This is a genomic window from Streptomyces sp. WY228, from assembly GCF_019287315.1.
Classification (GTDB): Bacteria; Actinomycetota; Actinomycetes; order Streptomycetales; family Streptomycetaceae; genus Streptomyces; species Streptomyces caviscabies.
Genome location: NZ_CP079114.1, coordinates 4,743,127 through 4,770,028 on the forward strand (window position 1 = coordinate 4,743,127; position 26,902 = coordinate 4,770,028).

A 26,902-nucleotide genomic window follows, 5' to 3' on the forward strand; every position below is an offset into this window, starting at 1 on the left:
GGCAGGCCGGGGAGGGAGGGGGCGGGAAGAGGGGAGGTGGGTTTGCCGGGGTGGCGCCCCGGTCGCGGCCGAACCCGGCGGCAGTGGCCCCGTACCCGTTAGGCTCGCCCCATGGGCAGCCACCCGGAAAGTCTTCCGAACCCGACCACCCCGGCCGGCCGCGAGGGGCTCGACGCCGTGCTCGCCCGGCCCGACCGCGCGGTCGTCGCCCTCGACTTCGACGGCACGCTCGCCGACATCGTCCCGGACCCCGAACAGGCCCGCGCCCACCCCGGCACCGTGGCCGCGCTCGCCGCGCTCGCGCCGAAGGTCGCCGCCGTCGCCGTGATCACCGGCCGCCCGGCGGGCGTCGCCGTGCGCTACGGAGGCTTCGCGGGCGTGCCCGGCCTGGAACACCTCGTCGTGCTCGGGCATTACGGGGCCGAGCGCTGGGACGCCGTCACCGGCACCGTCCACGCGCCCGCCCCGCATCCGGGCGTCACCGCCGTGCGCGCCGAACTCCCCGGCGTACTGCACGAGTTCGGTGCGTGGAATGGCACCTGGATCGAGGAGAAGGGCCAGGCCGTCGCCGTGCACACCCGGCGCGCCGAGGACCCGCAGGCGGCCTTCGAGTCGCTGCGCGGACCCCTCGGCGAGCTGGCCGCGCGGCACGGGCTGATCGTCGAACCGGGCCGCCTGGTCCTGGAGTTGCGCCCGCCCGGCATGGACAAGGGCGTCGCGCTCGCCGGGTTCGTCGCCGAGCTGGACGCGGAGTCCGTGATCTACGCGGGCGACGACCTCGGGGACCTCGCCGCGTTCGCCGCGGTGGAGAAGCTGCGCAGCGAGGGCCCGGACGGCATCCCCGGTCTCCTGGTGTGCAGCGGCAGCACCGAGGTGCCCGAACTGGCCGAGCGCGCCGACCTGTCGGTGCCGGGACCGGCCGCCGTCGTCGCGTTCCTGGCGGCCCTGGCCGAGCGGATCTGAGCCGGGCCAGGACCTCGGCTCACCCCTCCCGCAGCGCCTCCAGCTGGTCCAGGAACCACTGCTGCGGCGGGAGCGCGGTCGCCGCCTCCGCGAGCCGCTTCGTGCGGCCCGACCGCTCGTCCCCGCTCATCGTCAGCGCCTCGTGCAGGGCCTCCGCCGTGCCCGTCACGTCGTACGGGTTCACCACGATCGCGTCCTCGCCCAGCTCCTCGTACGCCCCCGCCTCCCGCGACAGCACCAGCGCGCAGCCGTGGTCGGAGACGACGGGGACCTCCTTGGCGACCAGGTTCATGCCGTCGCGGATCGGGTTGACCAGCGCCACGTCCGCCAGGCGGTACGCGGCCAGCGAGCGGGCGAAGTCGTCCTTGACGTGGAGGACCACCGGGGTCCAGCTCTCCGTGCCGTACGCCGCGTTGATCTCCGTGGCCAGGGTCTGCACCGCCGCCGTGTAGTCCCGGTAGACGGCGAGGTCCTGCCGGGAGGGGTAGGCGAAGGCGATGTGGACGACGCGCTCGCGCCACTCGGGGCGGGTGTCCAGCAGCGTGCGGTAGGCGTGCAGGCCGCGCACGATGTTCTTGGACAGCTCGGTGCGGTCCACCCGGACGATCGTCTTCCTGCCCTCGCCCACCTGCTCGCGCAGCGCCGCCATCCGCTCGTCCACGTCCGCCTCGTGCGAGCGCCGGCGCAGGAAGTCCGCGTCGGCCCCGAGGCCGTGCACCCCGACCCTGGTCCGGCCCGTGCCGCCGAGGATCTCCGTACAGCAGCCGATGAACGCGTCCGCCCAGCGACGGGTCAGGAACGCGGCCCGGTCCGCGCCGAGGATGCCGCGCAGCAGCTGCTCGGCGATGTCGTCGGGCAGCAGCCGGAAGTAGTCCACCGGGGCCCACGGGGTGTGCGAGAAGTGGCCGATCCGCAGGTCCGGGCGCAGTTCGCGGAGCATGCCGGGGACCAGGGCCAGGTGGTAGTCCTGGACCAGGACCGCCGCCCCCGGCCCCGCCTCCTCCGCCAGCGCCTCCGCGAAGGCCCGGTTGTACGTCTCGTACGCCGCCCACTGCCGCCGGAACTCCGTGTCGAAGACCGGCTCGACGGGGGTCTGGTACAGCAGGTGGTGGACGAACCACAGCACCGAGTTCGCGATGCCGTTGTACGCGTCGGCGTGCACCTCGGCGTCGATGTCGAGCATCCGCACGCCCTCCTCGCCGACCCCGCGGCGCACCGCCTCGCGGTCCCCGTCGCCGAGGGCCGCGCAGACCCACAGCTTGTCGTCGACGGCGCTCAGCCCGGAGACGAGACCGCCGCCGCCGCGCTTGGAGTCCAGCGTCCCGTCCTCGCCGAGCGTGTACGTGACCGGGCCGCGGTTGGACGCGACGAGGACCTGGGCGTTCGAGGAAGACGTGTGCTCGGAGACCATGTAGCGGAACCTAGCCCGTTCGGGAAGCCGCCAAACGCCTCGGAGGGGCACGCGCCCCGCCCGCTCACGCCGCGTGGCGCTCCGCGTACTCCGCGATCTCCCGCATCGGCGGCCGCTCCTCCGTGTCCACCGCATGGGTGCGCGGCACGAAGCCGTCCTCGCCGCGTTCGAACTGGGTCAGCGCGGGCCGCACCAGATGGCCACGGGAGAGCCGCAGCTGCGCCGTGCGGTAGATCGCCGCCGCCATCCGGCCCAGCGCCTGCCCGTCCTGGTGGCGGTGGATGCGTACGCCGACGTCGACCTGGCCCAGCGCGTCCAGGCCCACCGTGTGCAGGGCGTCCACCAGCAGGCCCAGCTCCACTCCGTAACCGACCGGGAACGGCAGCCGCTCCAGCAGGGACCGCCGCACCGCGTACTCGCCGCCCAGCGGCTGTACGAATCCGGCCAGCTGCGGCCAGTGCAGATTGAGCAGCGGCCGTGCCACCAGTTCGGTGACCCGGCCGCCCTGACCTGCCCTGTCGCCGAGCGGACGGTCGTACATCGCCTTGACGAACTGGACCGTGGGGTCGGTGAGCAGCGGGCCGATCGTGCCCGAGACGAAGTCCGCCGAGAAGTCCTTGAGGTCGGCGTCCACGAAGCAGACGATCTCGCCGCTGGTCACCAGGAGCGACCGCCACAGCACCTCGCCCTTGCCGGGCAGGGCCGGGATCCGGGGCAGGATCGCGTCCCGGTGGACCACCCGCGCGCCCGCCGCCCGGGCCACGGCGGCGGTGGCGTCGGTGGAGCCGGAGTCGATCACCACGAGCTCGTCGACCAGCCGGACCTTCTCCATCAGCTCCCGGCGGATCGTCGCCACGATCGCGCCGACCGTGGCCTCCTCGTTCAGCGCGGGCAGGACCACGCTCACCGACGTACGGCGCGGATCGGCGTCCCGGGCGTCGGTGAGCCGGTTCAGCGGGCGGTCGCCGGACGACCAGGAACGCCTGGTCAGCCAGCGTTCCACCTCTTCGAGCACGGTCGGCACTCCCTGTGTGTGATCCATCTCGCGGTTCGGACGACTATCTCAACGGTCCGATGCTTCGGTTACAGTCTTGAACAACGCGTATGGCCGTCGCATGTCGGGGTCGGACCGCACATAAACGCCTGGATCGAAGATCCAGCGCCATAGAGCTCATCCAGAGGGACTGAGGGAACGGCCCGTTGAAGTCCCGGCAACCCTCCTGCCGACCGCGAGGTCACGGTGGGGAAGGTGCCAATTCCGTCTTGTGGCGAAATGCGTCGCAAGGAAGATGAGGAGAAAGGGCCTCCGCCATCATGGCTGTTCAGACCGTTGCAGGTAATGCCACCACCGCCCCCGTGGACCTCGGTCCCGCCGCGGCGCTTTCCTGCCGCGAGTGCGGCGAGCGTTTCGAGCTCGGCCCCCTTTTCGCCTGTGCGTCCTGTTTCGGACCGCTGGAAGTGGCCTACGACCTGCCCACCGGCTCCCCGGAGGAGCTGCGGAAGCGCATCGAGGCCGGTCCGGACAACATCTGGCGCTACGCACCGCTGCTGCCGGTGCCCTCCGATGTCGCGGAGAAGCCCAACATCAACCCCGGCTTCACCAAGCTGGTCAAGGCCGACAACCTCGCCCGTGAGCTGGGCGTCACCGGTGGCCTGTACGTCAAGGACGACTCCGGCAACCCGACGCACTCCTTCAAGGACCGCGTCGTCGCGATCGCCGTCGAGGCCGCCCGCGCCTTCGGTTTCACCACCCTCTCCTGCTCCTCCACGGGCAACCTGGCCGGAGCCGTCGGCGCCGCCGCCGCCCGCGCCGGACTGCGCTCCTGCGTGTTCATCCCGCACGACCTGGAGCAGGGCAAGGTCGTCATGGCCGCGGTGTACGGCGGTGAACTGGTCGGCATCGAGGGCAACTACGACGACGTCAACCGCTTCTGCTCGGAGCTCATCGGCGACCCGCTCGGCGAGGGCTGGGGCTTCGTCAACGTCAACCTCCGCCCGTACTACGGCGAGGGCTCCAAGACGCTGGCGTACGAGATCTGCGAGCAGCTCGGCTGGCGGCTGCCCGACCAGATCGTCATCCCGATCGCGTCCGGTTCCCAGCTCACGAAGATCGACAAGGGGCTCCAGGAGCTGATCAAGCTCGGACTCGTCGAGGACCGGCCGTACAAGATCTTCGGCGCCCAGGCCGAGGGCTGCTCCCCGGTCTCCGCCGCCTTCAAGGCCGGTCACGACGTCGTACGGCCCCAGAAGCCGAACACCATCGCCAAGTCGCTGGCCATCGGCAACCCGGCCGACGGCCCGTACGTCCTGGACATCGCCCGCCGCACCGGCGGTGCGGTGGAGGACGTCACCGACGAGCAGGTCGTCGATGCGATCAAGCTGCTGGCCCGCACCGAGGGCATCTTCGGCGAGACGGCGGGCGGGGTGACGCTCGGCGTGACGAAGAAGCTCATCGAGGCCGGCGTCATCGACCCGACGCTCACCACCGTCGTCGTCAACACCGGCGACGGCCTGAAGACGCTCGACGCGGTCTCCGCCACCTCGCAGGCCACGGCCACCATCAAGCCGAGCCTGGACGCCTTCCGCGCCGCGGGCCTCGGCACCGCCTGACGACCACCCCGTACCGAAGGAAGAAGGGCACCACCATGAGCGTCAAGGTCCGCATCCCCACCATCCTCCGTACGTACACGGGCGGCCAGGCCGAGGTCCCGGCGGAGGGCGCGAAGCTCTCCGAGGTCATCGAGTCCCTGGAGAAGGACCACCCGGGCATCGCCGCCCGCGTCCTGGACGACCAGGGCAAGCTGCGCCGCTTCGTGAACGTGTACGTCAACGACGACGACGTGCGCTTCGAGGGCGGCCTGGACGCGGCCACGCCGGACGGCGCCGGCGTCTCGATCATCCCCGCGGTCGCCGGCGGTTGCTGAACCGCCCCGGGCCGCTCCACGGCGGCCCCCACCGCACCTCTGAGTGACCACGATTGCCCCCTCCGCGAGAGAAGCGGAGGGGGCAATTCTGCATGGTTGAGCACGGTACAGTTGGGGAAGCCCCATCCGCTGCCCGTGCCGCCCGCATATGAGAATGCGCCCGGCCCCGATAAGAAGCAGCCAAAGTGCGTGAACCTCTTGCGGCATAAGTGCCCTTTGCCTGGCCCGACTTGCCCGTAAATCTCAGCAAACCCGCATATTCGCGTGTTCTTCCGCGCCCAGATTTCTCGTCCGATTGACCTGTTGCAGAGGGCAGTTGGGCGGATACATTCGGCCGCGGTCGACGCGCTGCGGCGCCGCACACCCTCTCCTGTCGGAGGGTGAGTTCCGACCCGGGTCCGCGAAGTGCGGTCCCGTGCAAGGGCCAGTAATAGGGGAGTTAGGCATGGCTCAGGGCACCGTCAAGTGGTTCAACGCGGAGAAGGGGTACGGCTTCATCGCGGTCGACGGTGGTGCGGATGTTTTCGTCCACTACAGCGCGATCCAGATGGACGGGTACCGCACCCTCGAAGAGGGTCAGCGAGTTGAATTCGAGATCTCGCAGGGCCAGAAGGGGCCCCAGGCCGACATGGTCAAGCTCGCCGTCGGCTGAGCTCGGCGCGGTCGTCCGACGACACCACTCACGCCCGTAGGGCCCGAACCCCGGATCAGGGGGATCGGGCCCTACGCGCGTCCGGTGGCCCGGTCCGGCGATCCGGTCCGGTGACCGGTCGCGGGGGCGCGCCGACGTCCGCATCCGACGCCGCCGCTGTCCACATCCGACGAGGGACGCTTGCACTCGCAGGGGTCGAGTGCTAATCATTGGCGTTAGCACTCTCCAGGTGAGAGTGACAGAACTTGGACCGGGCCGGTGAGGCCCGCAGGCGCGGTGGGGCAAGGAACCACCACGCACGCTGGCCGTCCGTCGCGGGCGCCTCTCGGTCCGGAGAAATCCACCCCTGTCCGGGAGGACCACTTCACATGGCCAAGATCATCGCGTTCGACGAGGAGGCACGGCGCGGTCTCGAGCGCGGGATGAACCAGCTCGCCGACGCCGTCAAGGTCACCCTCGGCCCCAAGGGCCGTAACGTCGTCCTCGAGAAGAAGTGGGGCGCGCCCACGATCACCAACGATGGTGTTTCCATCGCCAAGGAGATCGAGCTCGAGGACCCGTACGAGAAGATCGGTGCGGAGCTGGTCAAGGAGGTCGCCAAGAAGACGGACGACGTCGCCGGCGACGGTACGACCACCGCCACCGTTCTGGCTCAGGCTCTCGTCCGCGAGGGTCTGCGCAACGTCGCCGCAGGCGCCAACCCGATGGCCCTCAAGCGCGGCATCGAGAAGGCCGTCGAGGCCGTCTCCGCCGCTCTGCTGGAGCAGGCCAAGGACGTGGAGACCAAGGAGCAGATCGCTTCGACCGCCTCCATCTCCGCCGCCGACACCGAGATCGGCGCCAAGATCGCCGAGGCGATGGACAAGGTCGGCAAGGAAGGCGTCATCACCGTCGAGGAGTCCCAGACCTTCGGTCTGGAGCTGGAGCTCACCGAGGGTATGCGCTTCGACAAGGGCTACATCTCGGCGTACTTCGCCACCGACATGGAGCGTATGGAGGCGTCGCTCGACGACCCGTACATCCTGATCGTCAACTCGAAGATCGGCAGCGTCAAGGACCTGATCCCGCTGCTGGAGAAGGTCATGCAGTCGGGCAAGCCGCTGCTGATCATCGCCGAGGACGTCGAGGGCGAGGCGCTCTCCACCCTGGTCGTCAACAAGATCAAGGGCACGTTCAAGTCCGTCGCCGTCAAGGCCCCGGGCTTCGGCGACCGCCGCAAGGCCATGCTCGCGGACATCGCCATCCTCACCGGTGGCACCGTGATCTCCGAGGAGGTCGGTCTCAAGCTGGAGAACGCCGGCCTGGACCTGCTCGGCCGCGCCCGCAAGGTCGTCATCACCAAGGACGAGACGACGATCGTCGACGGCGCCGGTGACAGTGACCAGGTTCAGGGTCGCGTCAACCAGATCCGTGCCGAGATCGAGAACTCCGACTCGGACTACGACCGCGAGAAGCTCCAGGAGCGCCTCGCGAAGCTGGCCGGCGGCGTGGCCGTCATCAAGGCCGGCGCCGCCACCGAGGTGGAGCTCAAGGAGCGCAAGCACCGCATCGAGGACGCGGTGCGCAACGCCAAGGCCGCCGTCGAGGAGGGCATCGTCGCCGGTGGTGGCGTGGCTCTGCTCCAGGCCTCGGCCGTCTTCGAGAAGCTCGACCTCACGGGCGACGAGGCGACCGGCGCCAACGCCGTGAAGCTCGCGCTGGAGGCCCCGCTCAAGCAGATCGCCGTCAACGGTGGTCTCGAGGGTGGCGTCGTCGTGGAGAAGGTCCGCAACCTGCCGATCGGTCACGGCCTCAACGCCGCGACCGGCGAGTACGTCGACATGATCGCCGAGGGCATTCTCGACCCGGCGAAGGTCACGCGCTCCGCCCTGCAGAACGCCGCGTCCATCGCCGCGCTCTTCCTCACCACCGAGGCCGTCATCGCCGACAAGCCCGAGAAGGCCGGCGCGGCCGCTCCGGGCGGCATGCCGGGCGGTGACATGGACTTCTGATCAGCCACGGAGGCTCCGGCCTCCCCGCCTGATCCGAAGTTCCGCGTACGTCCCCGTACGTGCGCAGTACGTCCGCAGTACGTCCCACAGGGGCGGTATCTCCTTCACGGAGGTGCCGCCCCTGTGGCGTTCCCGGCCGCACTGGAACAATGCGGCCGGGGGGCCGGTGGACCGGTCGTCGCGACAACGGGGGACGGGACGGGGACGGGGACGGGGACGGGACGGGATGGCCAAGGATTGGAAGGGGGCCTCGTTAGTGCTGGGCGGGGCCGCGCTGTTCGTGCTGGGGCTGTTCGTCGTGGTGACCGGGGCGGGGCTCTCCGGCGCCCTCGGCATGCGGGTCGAGACCTTCGGCCGGATCGACTGCGACGACACGCGGACGAAGAAGGGGCAGACCGTCTGGCACTGCTTCGGCGAGAGCCCGGTCCAGCAGCGCGCCAACGAGGCGGAGCGCGAACGGGTGGCCCGGGAGGCGCTGCGCGCCCATGTGGACGGCGTGCCGCGGCCGGCGGAGACCGGGCGCACCAGGATCCTCTTCGCCGACCACGACGGCCGTACGGACCCCGAGACCATCACCGCGACCCAGGTGTTCGACGGCGGACGGTGGTACGCCCACTCCTCGATGGTCGTCGGCTACGGCATGATCCCGCTGCTGCTGGGCGCGGGAGCGGCGGCCTGGGGCGGCTACCGGCTGCGCGGACGGTAGGTCGGGTCCGGCGGGTCCGGCGGGTCCAACGGGCACACTCCGGGCCTGTGGCCGAATGCGTACTTGTCGTGCCCGGTGCCGTGCTGCACCGCGCGTTCCTCCGTTTTCGGCGATGTCGGTGGCGCGCCGGCGACCCGTGAGGTACGGCCGGTGCGCGGGCTGCCGGGCCCTCGCCCGCCATGGTTCCCGCGTTCCGCCGCACGCCGCCGGCTCTCTTGGCAGCTCACTGCCCGGTCCGGCCGACGCGTACAGCCATTGGTCCAGTCCACTACCTCGCCGCGCTCCGGTGCTGTGCGACTGCACATGCCGACCGGTCGGTGCCCCGCGGTGCCCCGCGGTGCCGTGGAGAGGCCGGGAGCGGCCCTGCGTGCCGGCCCCGGTCCTCGCGCTATCCAGCCAACTTCGCACGGTAAGTCGGAATCATGCGTACCGGATCGGCAGCGGGACATGATGGCTCTGGTGTTCACGTGGTGAACACCAGCCGCACGAATAACTTCAGTTATGCAGCTGCCAGTTGGGCATAACGGTCGTCAACCGCACAGAAGGGAAGGTGTCATGAAGCAGCAGAAGAAGGCTTACGTGAAGCCGTCGCTGTTCAAGCAGGGCGACTTTTCGAAGAAGACCGCCGGTTACTTCTACGGCTCGTACAAGGAGTACTGGGTCCGCCGCATCATCTGATCCGGCCCCCGGTTTCCCGCGCGTCGTACGAGAACTTCCGGAAGGTGAACATGCCCGGCCAACTGCGTGACTACTTCGTCGTCCTGCCGGACAGCGTGGCGGGAGCGGCGGTGGCCGGGCGACTTCCTCCGGGGGCGGGCGGGGGGACGGTGGTCGCCCACGCATCCGGGCGGCCCTGGGTCCTCGCCCGCCCGCTGGTCCGCCGGGTGAGCCACCTCCGCCGGGGCGACGACGCCCTCGTGCTCATCGGCCCGGACCGGGTCTCCGACGCCGTGCTCTCCGGTCTCCTGGAAGGCGCCCGCGACCGGGCGGGCCTGGAACGCCGCCTCGCCCGTCTGCCCGGCCTCCACCATGTGATCGCCCGGCTCTCCGGGCAGACCTGGATCCGGGGCACCGCCTCCGGGCTGCGCCGGATCTACCACGCCCGGCACCCGGAGGCCGGAACCATCGCCTCCGACCGCCCCGCCGTCCTCGCCCGCCTGATCGGCGCACCCCTGGACGACGGCGCACTGGCCCTGCGCATGCTCGACTTCCTGCCGCACCCCCTGAGCCGCCGCGTCGTGTGGCGCGGCGTGCACGAGACCGGCGCCGGGTACGGCCTGGCCCTGCCCGCCGCAGCACCGGGCACGGCCGCCGTCCCCGGCCCCACGGAGCACCGCTGGTGGGAGCCGCCACCCGCCGAACTCCCGCTGGCCGACGGGGCGCAGGCGCTCGGCGACGCCATCGCCGCCTCCGTACGGGCCCATGTCGGCGGCCTGGACCGGATCAGCTGCGAGCTGTCCGGCGGCATGGACTCCACGGCCCTCACCTTCGCCGCCCGCGCGACCGGCCCCGCCGAACTCGCCCTGCTCACCGTCGCCGCGCGCGACCGCTACAGCGAGGACGAGACGTGGGCGCGCAGAGCGGTGGAGGCGGCACGAGAAGGAGGTGTTGGGGCGCGAGGGGGCGAGGCGGCGCGAGGCGGCGAGGCGACGCGGAGTGGCGGGGCGGCGCGAGGTGCTGGCGGGAACCGAGACAGTAACGCGGCGCGTACGCGCGATGCGGGGCGGAAGGGTGGCGACGTCACCGGCCTGGAGCACCACATCATCCCCGCCGACGACGCCCCCTACTTCTACGCCGAGCTCGCCGCCACCGCAGCCGAGTTGAACGACGAGCCGCTCCCCGTGGCCCCCGGCCGGGCCCGCGCGCACCTGCTCCTGAGCCGCGCCCACGCCACCGGCTCGCGCTACCACCTCACCGGCTACGGCGGAGACGAACTCTTCCTCGGCCTGCCCCACGCCTACCAGGACCTCTTCCACGGCAACCCGCTCACTGCCTGGAACCACCTCAGCGGCCTGCGCCACCAGCTCGGCTGGCCGTTCCTGCCGACGCTGAAGGCCCTGCTGAACCGCTCCACGTTCCCCCGCTGGCTCGCCGGCGCGATCACCGCCGAACCCCAGCCGGTCACCCGTACGCCGCTGCTCTCCTGGGGCGTACGGCAGTCGCTGCGCCCCTGGTTCACGGAGCACGCCAACGCCCTGATCGCCGAGGAGTTCCGGGCCGCCGCCGAGCGCGCCGAGCCGATCGACCCGTGGCGCGGCCGGCACGTCGACATCGACGCCGTACGGATGGGGGCCCGGCACTTCCAGGCGATGGAGGACATCGGCATGACGATCGGGCTGCCGGTCGCCGCGCCCTTCTACGACGACCGGGTCCTGGAGGCGACCCTCGCCGTACGCCTGGCGGAGCGCATCAGCCCGTGGCGCTACAAACCGCTGCTCGTCGAGGCGATGCGCGGGGTGGTCCCGGACGCGCTGCTGGCCCGCACGACGAAGGACCACATGTCCTCCGACGAACACCAGGGGCTGCGTCAACACGCGTCGGAACTGGCCGACTTGTGGACCGGCTCCCGGCTCGCCGAGCACGGCCTGGTCGACTCCCGCCACCTGCTCCGGCTCGCCGCCGAACCCTTCTCTCCGGTCCTGGTCGAGCACTCCGTCAGCTCCACCGTGGCCGGCGAGACCTGGCTCCGCACCGCCGAGAACGCCTGGCCGACGCCGACGCCGACGCCGACGCCGACGCCGACGCCGACGCCGACACCGGCACAGTCGCCGTCACTGCCACCCCACCGCACCTCCACGACCAGCGAGGCAACCCTGTGAAGCTCAGAAAAGGCATCGCCGTCACGACCACCGAGTACGGCGGCGTCCTCCTCGACGAAAAGGACGGCAGCTACTGGCAGTTGAACGACACCAGCATCATCGTCGTCGACACCCTCGCCGCCGGACACACCCCCGACATCGCCGTGGAGCGGATCCTCGCCGCGTTCGACGTCGAGCGCGCCGAGGCGGAGTCGGATGTCGCGGAACTGACCCGGCAGCTCGTCGACGCGAAGATCCTGCGCCCATGACCACCGAGATGACGATGCCGCGCCGGGGCGCGGGAGCGGGCGGGGTGCGGCTGCGCACGGCCATCGTCGCCGCGTTCGTCCTGGCCCGCCTGAAGCCCGGACGGCTGCGCCGGGTATTGGCCAGATGCGCCCGGGACGCGCGCCCGGCCTCGTACGCGGAGACGATGGAGGTGCTGGAGGCGGTCGTCGCCACCAGCCGCCGCTGCGCGAGCCGTTACGGCTGCCTGCCCCGCTCGGTGGCCGTCGCCCTGGCCTGCCGGATGTCCGGCGTCTGGCCCGACTGGTGCGCCGGGGTGCGGTCCGCCCCACCGTTCGCCCCGCATGCTTGGCTGCAGGCGGAGGGCCGTACGGTCGGGGAACAGGCGGAACCGGCGGATCTGCGTCCCTTGATGGTGGTGACGGCGGCGGCGGTCACGGCAGGCGGAGGGGTACGGGATGAGCGCGGTGTCGGGGACGGCGGGGGCGGAAGCGAGAGCCGGGGCGGAGGCGGCCGGCAGCGGGCCTGAGGACGCGGGGACACCGGCGGCGGGGCCCGCCGGTGAGCCGGTGGGGCCCGGGCAGACCGCCGGTGTGCCGGTGGGGCCCGGGCAGCCCACCGAGGAGGCGGCAGAGCCCGAGCAGCCCACCGAGGAGGCGGCAGAGCCCGAGCGGCCCACTGGGGAGGCGGCAGAGCCCGAGCGGCCCACTGGGGAGGCGGCAGAGCCCGAGCGGCCCACTGGGGAGGCGGCAGGGCCCGAGCGGCCCACCGGGGAGGCGGTAGGGCCCGAGCGGCCCACCGGGGAGGCGGCGGCCCCCGAGGCGCCGGCCGGTGGGTCCCCCGCGGATACCACCGGGAACCCCGCCCAGGGCAAGTCCGGCCCGTCCCCCCTCCGCCTCCTCCTTGCCCGCGTCCGCCCGCACCGGGGCGTACTGATCCGCGCGGGCCTGCTCTCGCTCACCGGCTCCGCGGCCGGCCTGGCGATGCCCCTGATGGCGAAGTACGCCGTCGACGCGTTCGCCGCCGACCGCTCGCCCGTGGCCCCGCTCGTCGCGCTGACCGCGCTCGTACTCGCCGGAGCCTGCATCTCCGCGTACGGGCGCTACCTCATGGCCCGTACGGGAGAGGGCGTGGTGCTCCGTGCCCGAGACCAACTCGTGGGCCGCATCATGCGGTTGAAGGTACCGGCGGTGGACCGCCTCACCCCCGGCGACCTGCAGTCCCGGGTGACCAGCGACACCACTCTCCTCCGGACGGTCCTCTCCAGCGGTCTGGTCGAGTCGTTCAACAGTGTGCTGATGCTGCTGGGAACGGTCGCGTTCATGGCGTACATGGACGTGACGCTGCTGGGCGTGACGCTGGTCGTCATCGTCGGCATCGGAGCCGTAACGGCCTTGCTCATGCCGCGTATTCAGCGTGCGCAGCTCCGGGCGCAGGAGTCCGTCGGGGCGATGGGCGCGGCCCTGGACCGGGTGCTCCAGGCGTTCCGTACGGTCAAGGCGAGCGGTGCCGAGGAGCGGGAGACGGCAGCCGTGGCGGAGGCGGCCCGGCACGCGCACGACCGGGGCGTCTCGGTGGCGAAATGGTCCTCGGTCTCGGACGTCACGATGATGATGTCGATCCAACTCGCCTTCCTGGCCGTGCTGGGCGTCGGCGGAGCGCGGGTCGCGTCGGGCTCGCTGGAGATCTCCTCGCTGATCGCGTTCCTGCTCTACCTCTTCTACCTGATGGGCCCGATCGGCGGTCTGGTCGAGGGCTGGACGGGGCTGCAGAGCGGCCTCGCGGCGGTGCGCCGGATCGACGAGGTGGAGTCGCTGCCGGGCGAGACCTCCACCGGATCCGGGGCCATGGAGCCGGAGGGCGGACCGCTCGGGGTCGCCTTCCAGGACGTGACCTTCGGGTACGGGGACGAGCGCGCCCCCGCCCACAAGGGGGTGACGTTCGACGTTCCGGCCGGTGGACTCGTCGCGCTGGTGGGCCCGTCCGGGGCGGGCAAGTCGACGGTGTTCAGCCTGCTGGAACGCTTCTACGACCACGACGGCGGCACGATCACCGTGGGCGGCCGGGACATCCGCGACTGGCCGCTGGCCGAACTGCGCGCCTCGCTCGCGTACGTGGAACAGGACGCCCCGGTCCTGGCCGGGACGCTCCGCGAGAACCTCCTCTTTGCCGCCCCGGAGGCGGAGGAGAAGGAGCTGACGGCGGCGGTGGCCCGTACCCGCCTGGACGCCCTGGTCGACCGGCTGCCGGACGGCCTGGACACGGCGGTCGGCCACCGGGGCGTCACGCTCTCCGGCGGCGAACGCCAGCGGATCGCCATCGCCCGCGCCCTGCTGCGCCGCCCCCGGCTGCTGCTCCTCGACGAGGTGACCTCGCAACTGGACGCGGTCAACGAGCAGGCGCTGCGCGACGTCATCCTCGAAATGGCCGAGCAGGCAACGGTGTTGGTCATCGCACACCGTCTGTCCACGGTCCGCCACGCCGACCGCATCGTGGTTCTGGAGGAGGGCCGGGTCCGCACGGCGGGCACGCACGAGGAGCTGATCGCCGGGGACGACCTGTACCGCGAGCTGGCGACGACGCAGCTGGCGGCGGAGGTGGCGTGATGGCGGGGCGGAGGCGGCGCGATGACGGTTCGGCGGCGAATGCCATGATGGGGGACAAGGGAACCGGAACCGGCACCATCGAAAGCCCCGAAACCCCAGCGACGCCTGCGACACCCGCGACGCCTGCGACACCCGCAACACCCGCAACACCCGCGACGCCCGCAACGCTTTACGGGCCCGTCTCGCTCGGCTTCGGCGTCATCGCGCTGATCGCCGCGTTCTTCCTCGGCCTGTTCGCCCTCCTGGCCGGGAGTCTGGCGATCACCTTCGGTGTGCTGGGCCTGATCGGCGGGTACAACCGGCCCCAGTGCCTCGCGGGCCTCGTCCTGGGAGCCGTGGGCGTGCTCCACCCGCTCTCGTTCCTCTTCGCCTTCACGGGCGGCTTCTGACCGCGTCAGAACCGAGGGCGGCGGGTCAGCGGGCGTAGTCCTTGAGCTCCTCGGTGTCCAGGGTGATGTCGACGGGGTGGGGGAGGGCGGCGGCCTTGCCGTACTCGTACGTCGTCCGCTGCCGGTACCGGCCGTTCTCCGGCTCGCTGTACACGACGAGGGCATCGTGGTCGCGGTCGATCAGGAGGTAGACCGGGATGCCTGCCGCGGCGTACCCGTCACGCTTCTCCGTGCGATCACGATGGTCCGTGTCGTGGTCGTGCGACGTGACTTCGACGGTCATGAGGACGCGGTCCGGGTTCGACCACTCGCCGTCACCCGCGAAGCGCCCCGCGCGGGCCAGGGTGCCGTCCGGGCGGGCGCGGCCGTTGCGGTATCCGCCGATCCGCAGTCCGCGTTCGCGGTACAGCCGCAGTTCCGGCTGCTGCTGCATGCACTGCATCGCGACCCACATGATGATCTCGTCGTGGTCCCCGTCCGGCACGGGCTTGACCTCCAGCTTTCCGTTGATGAGCTCAAGCGTCACGGTCTCGGGGGCCGTCCGGGCAAGCTGCTCGAACTCCTCGACGGACATCTGGGCGTGCGGTGCGTGATCGGCGGAGCTGGGGGTCATGGCGTCGCCTCCTCCCCTCCATCGTGCCCCGTCGGATCTCCGGGCGAGCCGCACGGTCATCGGTATGTCCTTTCGGATCGAGGAACGAGCCCGGCCCGGACCGCGTTCATCCGGTCCCGTACGCCGGGCGGCTGCACGGTTCCCGGCGGCCCCACCGGCGGCTCGGGGGACGGCCCCCGGCACGGCCGGCAGAGGCCGCCGAGGAGCGCTTCGGGCGAGCCGGGCACTCCGCACTTGCCGCATTCGAGGGTGCGCAGGACGGTCCGGGGTCCCGGCAGGACCGGCTCGGGCGGCAGCTTGTCGCGCAGCCGCCGTTCGACGAGGCGGGCGGCGCAGTGGACGGGGGACGGCAGCCCGCTGGTGAGGGCGTGCAGCAGCTCCGCCTCGGTCGCGCCCCGCGCGATCCACTCACCGACCTGCGGCTCCAGGCGTACGCAGTCGGCGGCGGACAGCGTCAGGGCGGGGGCGGTCCGCCCCAGGGCCGCCAGCAGGATGAACGCCCGCGAGCGGGTGGGCCGTTGCGGTTCGTCCGGCGGAGCGTCGCCCCGGGTGTAGGCGTTCCACCAGGCGTCCTCGCGTGCGGTGCGGGAGAAGAAGGTCCGGGTCACCCAGAGCATGACCTCGTCGGTGATCACGCACTCGCTGCCGCGCCGTAAGTGCCCGGCGTCCTGGAGCCGGTTGAGGGTGGTGCGCAGGGCGCACTGGCCGTACGGGAGGTGCTTGGCCAGCGTCTTCACGGAGATGTCGGAGCCGTCGGGCAGCCGGTCGATGTAGGCGGCGACGGAGGCGTCACGGGGGAGGAGGTGGGCGAAGTCGCGGTCGGTGCGCGGACGTTCGCCGGGCGCGGAGCGCTTGCCGTAGCCGGGGTTGGCCATGGGGTGCGGGGGTGTGGGCGGGGTCTCGCGCGGAGCGCGGGGTGCATCACTAAACTGGCTGTCAGCCATGGGGATCGCTTTCTTCGCTTTCTCGATCTTCGGTGGCTAGACCCCTGTCGGTGTTGGAGCACCGGTGGGGGTCGTCTTTTGCCTGGTCGTGGTCTTCCCGCACGCTAGAGCCTGGCGACCGTGCGTCGCAACTCGATCACAAACTGTCAACTTCGCAGCCAGGGTGGGCGGGTGGGACTACTGACCCATCCACCCCATCACTGTTAAGAGCGCTCGGATCTCGCCGCTTGAGCTTCGGGAGATGCGTGGTGAGCGGCGGGGGTGAGGGGAGGGCCTGGGCCGTTCGGGTCCTGTGACGACCGTCACCTCGGAAATATGGCCGGTGGTGTCGACCGGATGGCGCGCGCCGGGCGTATACCCGGTGAAGCGAAAGATCCGGGAGCAACTTTTGACCGTCGAGGAGTTCGAAGAGTTCTACGCCCGGGCGGTCGCGCGTCTCACGGGCCAGCTGTACGTGATGACCGGCGACCTCCAGGAGGCGCAGGACGTCGTGCAGGAGGCCTTCGTCAAGGCGTGGGTCCGGCGCGGCCGGCTGGAGCGGGACGGGCAGCCGGAGGCGTGGATCCGTACGGTCGCCTGGCGGCTGGCGGTGAGCCGTTGGCGCTTCCGGCGGCGTTCGGCGGACGCCTGGGGCCGGGGGAGCGGTGCGCCCGAGCACGTGGAGCCGCCGGACCCGGGCCATGTGGTGCTGGTCGACGCGCTCCGGGAACTGCCCGCCCAGCAGCGGCGGACGCTGACCCTGCACTACCTGTGCGACCTCACGGTCGAGCAGATCGCCGGGGAGACCGGGCTTTCCACCAGCACGATCAAGACGCATCTGGTCCGTGGACGGGCCGCGCTCGCGCACCGTCTGCACGACCCCCGCATCGAGGAGGCTCCTGATGTCTGAACCACGGGATCCATTGCGGTCTCTGTTCCGGGAGGCCGGTGACTTCGGGCAGGTCCGCTCGGTGGTGGACCCGGCGTCGAGCATCACCGAACGCGGCATGCGCGCGCAGCGCCGCCGGATGGCCGTGGTCGCGGTGGGCGTCTGCCTGGTCGTCGGCGGGGGCGGGGCGGTCGCGGTGGGCCTGCTGCCGGTACGGCCGGAACCGGTCGTCCCGGCGACGAGTCCGTCACCGAGCTACCCCTCGCCCGTACCGTCGGAGGGCCTGTCGACCGAGCAGTCGTCGCCGCCGCCCTCGCCGAGCACCACGCTGCCGGGCGGTCTGCCCACGGGTACGGGCACGGGTGCGCCCACGGGCACGAGTCCGACCGGGACGAAGCCGCCGCCGACATCCGAGTCGACGACGTCGACGACGTCGACGACGTCGACGACGTCGACGGCGACCGACGGAGCCACGTCGACGCCCTGACCCCGTAGCCGTAGCCGTAGTCCATAGCCCGTACCCCACCCCACCCCAGCCCCCACCCCACCCCTTCCGTGCCCCGGCGGCTTCACCGGGCGATCCCGCACGCCTTCACCTCGGCACGTCCGTGAGGCATGCCCGAAAGGTGCCCGCATGACCGCCCTGTCCACACTCGTACGTCCTGAGCCCCGGGCCGAGGCCCCGCCGCCCGAGCCCCGGGCGGCGGGCCGGATCCGCCGTGCGGCCGCGCGCCTGACGCCCGCCGACCGCAGCGTCCTGTGGCTGTACCTCCTGACCCGCATATCCCTGTGGATCACGGCCCACCTCGCCCGCTGGCTGTTCCCGTCCCACCCCGGAACACGGGAGGCGGCACCCGTCCTCGCGCCCTTCCAGCAGTGGGACGCGAACCACTACCTCCACATAGCGCGCGACGGCTACTTCCCGGCCGGAACGGGCCCGTGGACGAGCGGCTGGGACAACCGGGAGGCGTTCTTCCCGGGCTACCCCTTCCTCCTGCGCGCCGTGCACACGGTCGTCCCGGACTGGACGGCGGCCGGGCTGCTGATCTCGTTCATCGCGGGTGCGGTGGCGGTGCTGGCCCTGGCCCGTATCGCGCGGGCGTATCTGCCGGAGGACGTGGCGGGCCGCCGTACGGCTGTCCTCTTCCTGCTCTCGCCGTGCGCGGTGTTCCTGGCCGCCGGTTACACGGAGGCGCTGTTCCTCGCGTTCGCCCTGCCCGCGTGGCTTGCGGCGATGCGGCACCGGTGGGCGCTCGCCGCCGTACTGACGACGGCGGCGACGACGGTGCGCGTCAGCGGCCTGTTCCTCGCCGCCGCGATCGGGCTGCTGTTCGTGCTGTCCGCCCGGACGGGTAGGCACTGGCGGACGGCGGGCTGGACGCTGCTTCCGGCGCTGCCCCCGGCCGCGTACAGCTGGTATCTGCACGCGCACACCGGCGACTGGATGGCGTGGAAGCACGCGCAGGAGCGGGGCTGGTACCGCACGTTCCACACCCCGTGGGAGGCGTGGACGAACACGTGGCACGGGGCGTTCGAGGGTACGCAGTCGACGGGCTACGCGGCCATGTTCCAGGCCGAGTTGGCGGCGATGCTGGTGGGCCTGGCGCTGGTGGCGATCCTGCTGCGCCGCCGTCGCTGGCCCGAGGCGGTGTACGTGGCGCTCAGCCTGTGGGCGCTGGGCACCTCGTACTGGTACACGTCCGTTCCGCGCGCGACGCTGCTGTGGTGGCCGCTGTGGATCGGCCTGGCGGCGGTGAGCCTGCGGCGGCCGTGGTTCACGACGGCGTACCTGTGCGTGGCCGCGCCGGTGACGACGATCGTCGCGCTGACGTTCCTGACGGGGAGGTGGGCGGGGTGAGGGCATGTGTGTGTACGTGTACACGTACGTCGGTGGGTGAGGCGGTGCTCAATACCCACCCCTACTGTCCACCGGCAGGGCGAGTGCGGCCCGATTTTTCGCATCCTGACGCTGTTCCTGCCGCTGCGGTCGACGTTCGCATCGTCGGCCGTTGGTGAAAGACAGGCGGATTCAGCGGCACGATCTCCCGCGCGAAGAACTCCGAGAACTCCTCACCCCGGACAGGGCCTCGAACTCCTGGGTCGTTGTCCGGACCTGGTCGGGGTCGGTGAACCGCCGGGCCCCTGCGCCCTTCAGATCGTCGTCGTGGATGACGGCGTACATCACGGAACTGCCGAGGATGACGACCTCGGGCACATGCTCGTCCCGTTCCAGGTCGGGGATTGTTCCGGCGTCCAGTACACGGATCTCTTCGCCCAGTTCCGACCTGGGCCGGAGGACGTTCATCTCCCACTGGAGGTACGGAGTTACGGGGTTTCAGTCCCCGGAAGCGAAGGCTTCCCAGCTGGGAGTGCCCGGCTCCTTGAAGGTCTGGCCCCGCTCAAGCTTGGCGAGGAGGTGGATGTCGCTCGCGTGGACCCGGCTGAAGTCGGCGAGATAGTCGGGCCTCTGGAGGACTTCACCGGCACCGCTGCGGAAGCACGCGAACATTGACGCGTTCATTGATGCACTCGTTGACGCACTCATTCAGACGTACTCATTCATGAGGGATGTCCGCCTTCGCCGCGATGGGCATCCTTCGGGGGATGACTACGAGGCGCTCATCGCGACTGATGGAGACACCATCGGGCAGACGTGTCCCGAGGGAGTCGGTGAGGTCGCGTCCGATCACGGCGATGTCGCCGTTCTCCAGCTCCCAGATATCCGGGCATTCGGGTCCGGTGCTGGTGGCGCCCAGCTCCAGTGCCGACTTTCCGAGACGTCTCTTGAAGCCGGTTTCAGGATCAGCTTCCCAGGGTCTGCCCATGCTGCCGCCCCCTCCTCCGGGTGAACAGGCCAACTTACCAGTGACTACCTGGTCAAGACCGGTGTCAAGTAAGGGATTTGGACTGGTGAATGGAGGTGCGAATGGGGGCTGGTGTTCTACCGAGGGGCGCGTGTTCACCCTGCGGCTCTGCCCGGCCCCGCGTGGAGCCTCGCGTGCGCGCACCCCGGGGCCGGCGCGTGTCAGACCACGGCGAGCCGGTCCACCAGTAGTTCCACCCTCAGCTCGCTGTCCTCCGGCGGCAGCCGTCCCGCTCGGGTGAGGGTGGCCAGCCCGTGCAGGGACGCCCAGAACAGTTCGGTGAACAGTGCTGGGTGAACGTCGTCCCCGGCCACCTCGCCGAGGGTTTCCAGGAGGGCGGCGAAGGCGTCCTTCAGTGGCTCGGGGGTGTCCTCCTGCGCGAACGCCAGGCCGCCGTCGAGCTGGAACATGGCGTCGTAGACCGCCGGGTTGTCTGCGGCGAAATCGAGGTAGGCGCGGGCGAGGGCGACGACCCGGGCGCGAGGCTCGGCCGTGGCCGTGGCCGTGGCCGAGGTCGCGGCCCGCAGCGCCCCGGCCATCTCGGCGGCGCCTTCGAGGGCGACGGCGCCGATGATCTCGCGCTTGCCCCGGAAGTGGCTGTAGAGGACGGGCTGGCTGTATTCGATGCGCTCGGCGAGCCGGCGGGTGGTGACCGCGTCCCAGCCCTGCTGCTCGGCGAGTTCGCGGGCCGTCGCCACGATGAGCCGCTCGCGGCTCGCTCGTTCGCGCTCCTTGCGTTCCTGTACCGACATGCTTCGATCCTAGCACCGCTAGACAATCGAGCGGCAGTAGGTCTAGCGTTGCCTCATCACCTAGCGCCGCTAGATTTCAGGAGGGGTCATCATGCTCAACGCACTGGAGATCGTCACCACCGTGATCGTCGGACTGCTGGTGGGGGTGGAGTTCTCCGTCGCCTTCGTCATCAACCGGATCCTCTACGCGCTGCCCGACGACAGCACTCAGCTCGGCCGAAGCCACGGGGGCCGGATGCTGGGGGCGGTGATGCCGTTCTGGTACATCGGCTCGATGGTCCTGAGCGCGATCTGGGCCATAGCCGGATGGGGGCAGGAGGGCATCGGCCTGGTCGTCACCGCGGGTGGGCTGCTGCTTGTGAGCGTGGTCATGTCGATCCTGCTGCTCGTCCCGATCAACAACCTGGGCAAGACGTGGACCCCGGAGAACCGGCCCGCGGACTGGAAGGAGCAGATGAACCGCTGGGACCGGTACCACTACATCCGGGTCGCTGTCCTGATCGCCGCCTTCACGCTGCTGGTCGCGGCGCTGGTATGAGCCAGGGGGCGGGGACAAGCGGGACTGTCCCCGCACGCACGGCGACCGGGAGGTGTTGGCCGCGATCGTCTTCGTGGCCCTGTCGGGTTGCGCCTGGCAGCAGCTGCCTTCGGTGTCCTTCGGCCCGTCCGTGGTCGTCGACGAGCAGTGAACCGTTCGCGCATGCCGGCCCACTGCTCCCGGCACTCTGTGATCGGGAGTGACGGGCCGATATCGTGAAGAGCGACGAGAGGGGCGTCAAGACGCCCGGCTCTGCCTCCCACAGGGGTGGACTGGCCGCAGCGCGAAGCTGAACTCCGCACCGCGACGATGCGATGTTCCTCCAGGAGACGGTAGACGGTGGGGGAAGTGCGATGGATCCGAGAGCTTGGACGTGCTGCACCGATTCGCAAGACCTGCCCTGGTGGGCGTGGCTCGTCGTCGGCGGATGCGTCGGTGCTCTCCTGATCTTCATCCTCACGCGCGTCATGATCGTTCACCGGAGCGGGACGACCCGTGAACCTTTGCCCAGGCTCGCCGCTGAGCCCGTTCCCGCGGTAGTGCAGGCCATCCATCCCGCGCCGCTTCCCGTGTGGAACCGTCGGCACACCTCACCCATGGGCAGGCTCCTCGACTGGTATCGAGGTCTTGCGCCTGCGGCGGCGCACGAGGCGTATGTGCGCTCGCTGATCCACGATGCCTGGTTGGTCGAGGTCGAATACGCCACGGAGGCGGGTGAGCGGATCAGGGCCTGTCTCGCCGATGTGATCCCGGGCAGCGAGCTGCCGCGTTTCACGGTCGGTGCCGAGGTCTCCGTGCGGTGCTTCGAGAACCCTCGGACCCGACTGCGCGCAGACGCAGTACCGGGTGCCCGGGCGACGATGCGGTGCCTGCTCGCAGATTCACTCACCGACGTGCCGCGCGCGGGCTACGACCTCGACGGGGTGCGTGCCCGCGTCGAGCGCGTGCGATGGTCCGAGCCGCGGGCCGGCTCTCCGTTTCTCGGGATCATGGCGTTCAAGACCGAGCGTGATCCTTTTGGCGGCGAGGTGCGGGGTGAGCGGCGTTCGTTCCCCGCCGACCCACAGGGCATCTGGGCGGCAACGTCCCGTCCGGCCCCGGTCATCCGTCGCGCGGAGGATGCACCGCTGCCGGAATCGGTCCAGGAGGTCCGGCTCTGGGAGGACTCGGACAGCTTCGCCCGTACGCAGCTCATCCACGCGCCGGTCTTCTGGGTGTGCCTGCCGGTGGCGGCGATCGGGCTTCTCTGGTTCCTGACCGTCAGCGATTCGAGCGATGCAGGGCCGGACGGGTTCTTCTTCTGGGCGCTGTGGGTGGCGGCGTTCGTGTGGCTGCTGGTCTCGGTCAGCGTGCTGGTGCACCGATTGAACATCCGGAGAGAAGACCTGGCCGGCCACGAGCGGATCTACCGACACGGGGTGCTCTGCACCCTCCACCGCGCTCCGTGGGACCGCAGCGGCGGCGAGGGGGATAGCTCCCCTACGTTCATCGCGCTCGATCACCGGCTCGACCATCGAGTCGCGGAGCGGATCCATCAGGCGCTCCGCACCTGGATCACGGCTGTCACCGTCGTCGATACCTCCTGTCTGGACGAGATTCTCCCGGCGGAACGGCTCTTCGGGACGGAGGCGAAAGGCGGCTGGTATCTCCCGTTCATCTCGGGGTTCGGAACCTCCGAGGAGCTCGCCACGCACCAGTGGGTGCTGATCACCGCCTCGAAGGACCCCGAGGACGCACACCCCATGGTGACGACGGTCCCGCACGGGAAGGCCTTTCAGCGGATGCGCGCGAAGGCGCGCCGTCATGCCGAGAGGAGCGCGCGATGAGCATGCGCGAGAACACCATCGTGCAGAGCCTGTTCCTGCCCAGTGGGCAGACGGCCGAGTGGATGGCCGCGGCGCGCACGCCGGAGACCCGGGCGCGGATCCGGCGCTGGTCCCGCATCGAAACCGCGGGGATCGCGGTGACGCTGATGGGCATCACCCTGCTCCTGCCGGCCTCGTTCGCCTCCATCGGGGTGGCGGTCTGGCACAGCGTCACGGACGGCGATCCTGCCGGACCGCTGTGGTGGATCTGGGGTACTGCGGTCGGCGTCGCCGGCATCGGGGCGCTGACGTGGGTGCTCGGCAGCTCCCGTCGGCAGGCCGCCTGCTTCGCCGATGGTTACGAGACCGTGGGCACCGTGGACCGGGCGATCGAGCATCCGGGCAGCGGCGATGACCTGACCTGGTGGGACCTGCGCATCAGCGCGGCGGTCGCAGAGAGCTCCGTGCTGCGCCGTCGGCTCCACCTCGAGGGTGAGCATCACGACCGCCGGGTGGGTGGACCGGTGCGGTTCCGCCACAACACATTGCGCCCCGATGCGCTCGACGACATCCACCTCGTCGACTGGGCAGGCACGATCGGACACAGCTCGCGCCGCGGCCGGAACGCGGTGCTCCCCGCGCTGGATCGCACCTCGCGCATCGCCATGGTCACGGTCAACGAGGAGTCGGACTTCATGACCGGCCGGCCGGGCCTGTACGTCACATACCGCGGCACGGACGGCAGGCAGCACGAGGTGCACCTCGCCGATCACGTCGACGACTCCTGGCTCGATCGCTTCCCGGCCGGCAGCACCTGGCAGGTCTACTGCTTCCGAGATCCCGCCCTCGCGGACACCGTCGTGTTCCTCACCGAAGAGCACGACGACGTGTGGCGCAGCGGCATCTATCTCTGGCTCGGGGTCCGCGGCGAGGTGCGCACCGGGCAGTTCAGGAAACCCCGCCCGGGGTCGCCGTTCCTCGGCGAGGACTCGCCCTGGAGATTCGAACCGTGAACGCCGGCCTCCTGCGCCGGCTCGCCCTGGCACAGACCCCGCAGACACGGTCGAGGATCCGCCGCGGGCGCGCGGACGCTTCTCCTGCCATCCAGTAGCCAATGTCCGCAACAAATCTGTAGGCCGCACATGTGTTCTGCCGGACCTGTCGCGCCCGAAGATGCGCGGTATGCGCGGTATGTGCGGTCGACGCAACGCTGCAATGCCAAACGCCCACCGGGACAAAACGCTCTTTGAGCTGTTTCCCCACCGTCCTGGCCGAAGCCCGTCCGCCCCCTCTCATCCGTGGCCCCTCACCCAGCCCCGCCCAACCGCTCCAGCTCCAGCCGCACCGGCGGCGGGAGCGGCCCGGCGGACGGTGTCGCACGGAACGACTCCAGCAAGTAGCCCACCAGTCGGCGCGACGCGGCGGCGGCGTCCGGGCCCGCCCCCGTCGCCACGCCGTTGTTCGCCAGCAGGGCCAGCACCACGTCGGAGACGTCGAAGTCCGGGCGCAGTGCTCCCGCCTCCTTCGCCCGGCGGACCAGCAGGGCCAGGCCCTCCTCCGCCCGGGCGCGCTCCCCGGCGTACGCCGTGTCGCCCGGGAAGCGGGCCAGGAAGGCGTGGGTGAAGCCCCGGTCCGTGGCCTGCATCGCGCACACCTTGTGGACCGCCGTGCAGAGGCCGCGCCAGGGGTCCGGGTCCTCCAGGGCCTCGTCCAGTGCGCCGGCGCACTCGGTCAGCTGCTCCGTGAACGCCTCGGTGATCAGTGCGTCGCGGGTGGGGAAGCGGCGGTAGAGGGTGGCCACCCCGACGCCGGCCCGGCGGGCGATGGCGCTGATCGGTACGTCGATGCCGTGCAGCGCGTACGCCTCGCGGGCCGCCCGCAGGATGCGTTCCCGGTTCTCGCGGGCGTCCGCCCGTAGCGCCTCGGGTCCGGGGTCCGGGGTGGCCGAGGGCGGGTTGTGAGAGGGCTGAACTGGCATGTCTCTCACTTTACGGTAAATGGAGGGGGTCTTCCGTTTATCCGCCTACGGTGGACGAAGGGGTGGGAGCAGGACTCACCACCCGTATCGACGGAACCACGGAACAGACAGGACCCCCACCGTGAACGACGACATGCGCGCCGCGCTCTACGACAGCTACGGACCGCCCGAGGTCCTCTACGAGGGCCGGGTGCCGGTGCCCGTGCGCAAGCCCGGGGAGGTGCTGGTCCGGGTGCACGCGGCGAGCGTCAACGGCGGTGAGCTGCACGGGCGCGCCGGGCGGGTCCGGTTCGTCACCGGCCGCCGGTTCCCGCAGCGGACCGGGCTCGACTTCGCGGGCGAGGTCGCCGAGGTGGACCCGGACGCCACCGGGCTCCGCGTGGGTGACCGGGTGTGGGGCATCCTGGGGCGCACCTTCGGCAGCGCGGCCGAGTACGTCTCCGTCCGGCCGCGCCAGATCGCGTACGCCCCCGGGAACGTCACCCTCACCGAGGCCGCCTCACTGCCCGCCGGAGGCACCACCTCCCTCACCGCCCTGCGCGACAAGGCCGGACTGCGGGCGGGTGAACGCCTCCTCGTGCGCGGGGCGTCCGGCGGCGTCGGCAGTGTCGCCGTCCAGCTCGGGAAGGCCCTCGGTGCGCATGTCACCGGGCTTGCAGGGGCCAAGAATGCTGACTTCGTGCGGGAGTTGGGGGCTGACGAGGTGCTGGACCACCGGGCCACCGCCCTGGCGGACCTGGACCGCTACGACGTCATCATGGACACCGTCGGCACCGAACACCCCGTGCTGCGGCGGCGGTTGGCGCCCGGCGGTCGTCTGGTCTCCATCGCCTTCGACATCGACCACCCGGTCCGGAGCATCGGCTATCTGCTGGGCTCGGCCGTGCACGGCCGGCAGCGCGTCCGCTTCTTCAGCGGCAACCCGAAGCACGACCTGTTCGCCGAGCTGACCGCGTACGTGGAGCGTGGTGACCTGCGGCCCGTCGTCGACACGGTCCATCCGCTGGCGGACATCGCCACCGCCCACCGCGCCCTGGAGGCGGGCGGAGTACGGGGCAAGCATGTGATCCAGGTGGTGTGAGGCCGCTTTCCGTCGGGCGTCAGACGATGCGCGGAACGACCTCGTCGCGCTTGGTCGACCAGTTGGTGACGATCGGCTTGTCGACGGTGGGCGCGTCGGGCAGCTCGATCTGGGCGGGGTTCGGGTCCTCCTCGGAGGTGGCGATGATGACGTGCTCGAACTGCTTGCCGCCGTCGCCCTCGGTGGTCTTGACGTTGATACCGGCGTACGCGACGGAGGAACCGGACAGCTTGATCGGGTCCTCGCCGCCCTGCCCGACGGGCGACGCCACGCCGTCGGCGGCCGAACCGAAGGAAACGCTGGGCGTGTTGACGTCCAGGTAGCACGCGATGCCGGACTTGGCCTTGGCGGTGACGAGGTAGTGGCTGATCGGCTGGGCCTCCCATGTGACCGTGAAGTCCAGGTCGTTGGTTCCGCAGGACTGCCCGTAGCCGCTCTTGTCGCCGGTCGAGGATTCGCCCTTGTCGCCTGCGCCACCGGTGGAGTCGGAGCCGTTCGTCGATGTGCCCGCCTCGGACGGTGCGCTGTCGCCGGACGGAGCCTCGCCCTTGCCGCCGCCGCCCTCTGCGGAGGGTGACGAGGAGGAGGCCGCGGCGCCGTTCTCCGTGGGGTCCTCGGGGCCGCACGCGGTGGTCGCGGCGAGCGCCGTCACGACCGCGGCGGCCAGGACGAGGCGGGCGGAACGGGTGGCGAGACGCGAGCGCATCATGATCTCCAACGGCTGTCGTGTGCGGTGCTTCCTGCTGACCACGACGACGTTAGGGGCGGGCCGA

Annotated in this window: 29 protein-coding genes, 1 pseudogene and 1 riboswitch; of the genes and pseudogenes, 20 read left to right on the plus strand and 10 right to left on the minus strand. The window is 70.9% G+C overall.

The features are described from left to right. Positions 1-111: 111 nt before the first annotated feature. Positions 112-963: a trehalose-phosphatase gene (gene otsB / locus KV381_RS20655; RefSeq protein ID WP_030087110.1), complete on the plus strand. Its 852-nt coding sequence runs from the start codon at positions 112-114 to the stop codon at positions 961-963. A gap of 19 nt (positions 964-982) precedes the next feature. Here the strand turns inward: otsB and KV381_RS20660 are convergent, their stop codons facing one another. Further along, positions 983-2,374 (minus strand): trehalose-6-phosphate synthase, encoded by a 1,392-nt coding sequence (locus KV381_RS20660; protein ID WP_218785969.1) that lies wholly within the window; start codon positions 2,372-2,374, stop codon positions 983-985. Positions 2,375-2,438: 64 nt separating this feature from the next. Continuing rightward, positions 2,439-3,389 (minus strand): glucosyl-3-phosphoglycerate synthase, encoded by a 951-nt coding sequence (locus tag KV381_RS20665; protein ID WP_030633058.1) that lies wholly within the window; start codon positions 3,387-3,389, stop codon positions 2,439-2,441. A 153-nt stretch (positions 3,390-3,542) separates the two neighbouring features. After that, positions 3,543-3,670, plus strand: a riboswitch (SAM riboswitch). 18 nt (positions 3,671-3,688) lie between these two features. Here KV381_RS20665 and thrC point away from each other — a divergent pair. From thrC to KV381_RS36610, 11 genes are all read left to right on the plus strand, one after another. Then, positions 3,689-4,984: a threonine synthase gene (gene thrC, locus KV381_RS20670; RefSeq protein WP_030633055.1), complete on the plus strand. Its 1,296-nt coding sequence runs from the start codon at positions 3,689-3,691 to the stop codon at positions 4,982-4,984. Between the two features lie 35 nt (positions 4,985-5,019). Next, complete coding sequence (locus tag KV381_RS20675) at positions 5,020-5,298, plus strand: MoaD/ThiS family protein (RefSeq protein WP_003967347.1); 279 nt, start codon at positions 5,020-5,022, stop codon at positions 5,296-5,298. A 445-nt stretch (positions 5,299-5,743) separates the two neighbouring features. Further along, positions 5,744-5,950, plus strand: coding sequence for a cold-shock protein (locus KV381_RS20680; RefSeq protein ID WP_003967346.1), 207 nt, complete (start codon positions 5,744-5,746; stop codon positions 5,948-5,950). A gap of 368 nt (positions 5,951-6,318) precedes the next feature. Continuing rightward, a complete protein-coding gene (groL, locus tag KV381_RS20685) occupies positions 6,319-7,941 on the plus strand; it encodes a chaperonin GroEL (RefSeq protein WP_003967345.1) in 1,623 nt (540 codons plus the stop codon). Between the two features lie 226 nt (positions 7,942-8,167). Further along, entirely contained in the window at positions 8,168-8,647 is a 480-nt protein-coding gene (locus tag KV381_RS20690) for a hypothetical protein (RefSeq protein WP_256995119.1), read from the plus strand. Positions 8,648-9,202: 555 nt separating this feature from the next. Beyond that, positions 9,203-9,325, plus strand: a complete 123-nt coding sequence (locus KV381_RS20695) for a keywimysin-related RiPP (RefSeq protein ID WP_018511015.1) — start codon at positions 9,203-9,205, stop codon at positions 9,323-9,325. 50 nt (positions 9,326-9,375) lie between these two features. Further along, the gene (locus tag KV381_RS20700; RefSeq protein WP_218785970.1) at positions 9,376-11,466 is read left to right on the plus strand and encodes an asparagine synthase-related protein; all 2,091 of its coding nucleotides are present in this window, start codon (positions 9,376-9,378) and stop codon (positions 11,464-11,466) included. Continuing rightward, a complete protein-coding gene (locus tag KV381_RS20705; protein ID WP_030087127.1) occupies positions 11,463-11,714 on the plus strand; it encodes a lasso peptide biosynthesis PqqD family chaperone in 252 nt (83 codons plus the stop codon). Before KV381_RS20700 ends, KV381_RS20705 begins: the two co-directional genes overlap by 4 nt. Next, entirely contained in the window at positions 11,711-12,220 is a 510-nt protein-coding gene (locus tag KV381_RS20710; RefSeq protein WP_218785971.1) for a lasso peptide biosynthesis B2 protein, read from the plus strand. The genes KV381_RS20705 and KV381_RS20710 overlap by 4 nt, the downstream gene beginning before the upstream one ends. Then, positions 12,150-14,297: an ABC transporter ATP-binding protein gene (locus KV381_RS20715; protein WP_256995120.1), complete on the plus strand. Its 2,148-nt coding sequence runs from the start codon at positions 12,150-12,152 to the stop codon at positions 14,295-14,297. The genes KV381_RS20710 and KV381_RS20715 overlap by 71 nt, the downstream gene beginning before the upstream one ends. Then, positions 14,297-14,686 carry a hypothetical protein gene (locus KV381_RS36610; RefSeq protein ID WP_256995121.1) on the plus strand — a complete coding sequence of 130 codons (390 nt, stop codon included), beginning with the start codon at positions 14,297-14,299 and terminating at the stop codon, positions 14,684-14,686. Before KV381_RS20715 ends, KV381_RS36610 begins: the two co-directional genes overlap by 1 nt. A gap of 25 nt (positions 14,687-14,711) precedes the next feature. Here the strand turns inward: KV381_RS36610 and KV381_RS20725 are convergent, their stop codons facing one another. Beyond that, positions 14,712-15,299, minus strand: coding sequence for a Uma2 family endonuclease (locus tag KV381_RS20725; protein WP_218785972.1), 588 nt, complete (start codon positions 15,297-15,299; stop codon positions 14,712-14,714). A 56-nt stretch (positions 15,300-15,355) separates the two neighbouring features. Continuing rightward, complete coding sequence (locus KV381_RS20730) at positions 15,356-16,174, minus strand: hypothetical protein (RefSeq protein WP_218785973.1); 819 nt, start codon at positions 16,172-16,174, stop codon at positions 15,356-15,358. 457 nt (positions 16,175-16,631) lie between these two features. Between KV381_RS20730 and KV381_RS20735 the strand changes: the two genes are divergently transcribed. The 3 genes from KV381_RS20735 to KV381_RS20745 all read left to right on the plus strand — a co-directional run bounded on the left by KV381_RS20735 (position 16,632) and on the right by KV381_RS20745 (position 18,969). Continuing rightward, the gene (locus KV381_RS20735) at positions 16,632-17,132 is read left to right on the plus strand and encodes a SigE family RNA polymerase sigma factor (protein ID WP_193464257.1); all 501 of its coding nucleotides are present in this window, start codon (positions 16,632-16,634) and stop codon (positions 17,130-17,132) included. After that, positions 17,125-17,598: a hypothetical protein gene (locus KV381_RS20740; RefSeq protein ID WP_218785974.1), complete on the plus strand. Its 474-nt coding sequence runs from the start codon at positions 17,125-17,127 to the stop codon at positions 17,596-17,598. Before KV381_RS20735 ends, KV381_RS20740 begins: the two co-directional genes overlap by 8 nt. 147 nt (positions 17,599-17,745) lie before the next feature. Next, positions 17,746-18,969, plus strand: coding sequence for a mannosyltransferase family protein (locus tag KV381_RS20745; protein WP_218785975.1), 1,224 nt, complete (start codon positions 17,746-17,748; stop codon positions 18,967-18,969). 171 nt (positions 18,970-19,140) lie between these two features. Here KV381_RS20745 and KV381_RS36935 read toward each other — a convergent pair whose 3' ends face one another. The 4 genes from KV381_RS36935 to KV381_RS20760 all read right to left on the minus strand — a co-directional run bounded on the left by KV381_RS36935 (position 19,141) and on the right by KV381_RS20760 (position 20,727). After that, the gene (locus KV381_RS36935) at positions 19,141-19,416 is read right to left on the minus strand and encodes a DUF6879 family protein (protein WP_306438361.1); all 276 of its coding nucleotides are present in this window, start codon (positions 19,414-19,416) and stop codon (positions 19,141-19,143) included. 30 nt (positions 19,417-19,446) lie between these two features. Then, positions 19,447-19,632, minus strand: coding sequence for a hypothetical protein (locus tag KV381_RS36940; protein ID WP_306438362.1), 186 nt, complete (start codon positions 19,630-19,632; stop codon positions 19,447-19,449). 34 nt (positions 19,633-19,666) lie between these two features. Beyond that, the gene (locus KV381_RS20755) at positions 19,667-19,936 is read right to left on the minus strand and encodes a hypothetical protein (RefSeq protein WP_218785976.1); all 270 of its coding nucleotides are present in this window, start codon (positions 19,934-19,936) and stop codon (positions 19,667-19,669) included. 200 nt (positions 19,937-20,136) lie between these two features. After that, positions 20,137-20,727, minus strand: coding sequence for a TetR/AcrR family transcriptional regulator (locus tag KV381_RS20760; RefSeq protein WP_086779532.1), 591 nt, complete (start codon positions 20,725-20,727; stop codon positions 20,137-20,139). A 91-nt stretch (positions 20,728-20,818) separates the two neighbouring features. Here KV381_RS20760 and KV381_RS20765 point away from each other — a divergent pair, with 91 nt between their 5' ends. The 4 genes and pseudogenes from KV381_RS20765 (at position 20,819) to KV381_RS20775 (ending at position 24,083) form a co-directional block, all read left to right on the plus strand. Further along, positions 20,819-21,265: a DUF1772 domain-containing protein gene (locus KV381_RS20765; protein WP_218785977.1), complete on the plus strand. Its 447-nt coding sequence runs from the start codon at positions 20,819-20,821 to the stop codon at positions 21,263-21,265. A gap of 4 nt (positions 21,266-21,269) precedes the next feature. Further along, positions 21,270-21,401, plus strand: a pseudogene (locus KV381_RS37110) (transposase); the annotation flags it as partial. A 217-nt stretch (positions 21,402-21,618) separates the two neighbouring features. Continuing rightward, positions 21,619-23,091: a hypothetical protein gene (locus KV381_RS20770; protein WP_218785978.1), complete on the plus strand. Its 1,473-nt coding sequence runs from the start codon at positions 21,619-21,621 to the stop codon at positions 23,089-23,091. Further along, positions 23,088-24,083, plus strand: a complete 996-nt coding sequence (locus tag KV381_RS20775) for a hypothetical protein (RefSeq protein ID WP_218785979.1) — start codon at positions 23,088-23,090, stop codon at positions 24,081-24,083. The genes KV381_RS20770 and KV381_RS20775 overlap by 4 nt, the downstream gene beginning before the upstream one ends. Positions 24,084-24,376: 293 nt before the next feature. Here the strand turns inward: KV381_RS20775 and KV381_RS20780 are convergent, their stop codons facing one another. Continuing rightward, a complete protein-coding gene (locus tag KV381_RS20780) occupies positions 24,377-25,048 on the minus strand; it encodes a TetR/AcrR family transcriptional regulator (protein ID WP_030633025.1) in 672 nt (223 codons plus the stop codon). 133 nt (positions 25,049-25,181) lie between these two features. On the opposite strand from KV381_RS20780, the gene KV381_RS20785 reads away from it, so the two are divergent. Beyond that, the gene (locus KV381_RS20785) at positions 25,182-26,129 is read left to right on the plus strand and encodes an NAD(P)-dependent alcohol dehydrogenase (protein ID WP_030633023.1); all 948 of its coding nucleotides are present in this window, start codon (positions 25,182-25,184) and stop codon (positions 26,127-26,129) included. A 19-nt stretch (positions 26,130-26,148) separates the two neighbouring features. On the opposite strand, the gene KV381_RS20790 is transcribed toward KV381_RS20785, so the two are convergent. Continuing rightward, positions 26,149-26,835: a DUF4232 domain-containing protein gene (locus KV381_RS20790; RefSeq protein WP_218787271.1), complete on the minus strand. Its 687-nt coding sequence runs from the start codon at positions 26,833-26,835 to the stop codon at positions 26,149-26,151. Positions 26,836-26,902: the final 67 nt, after the last annotated feature.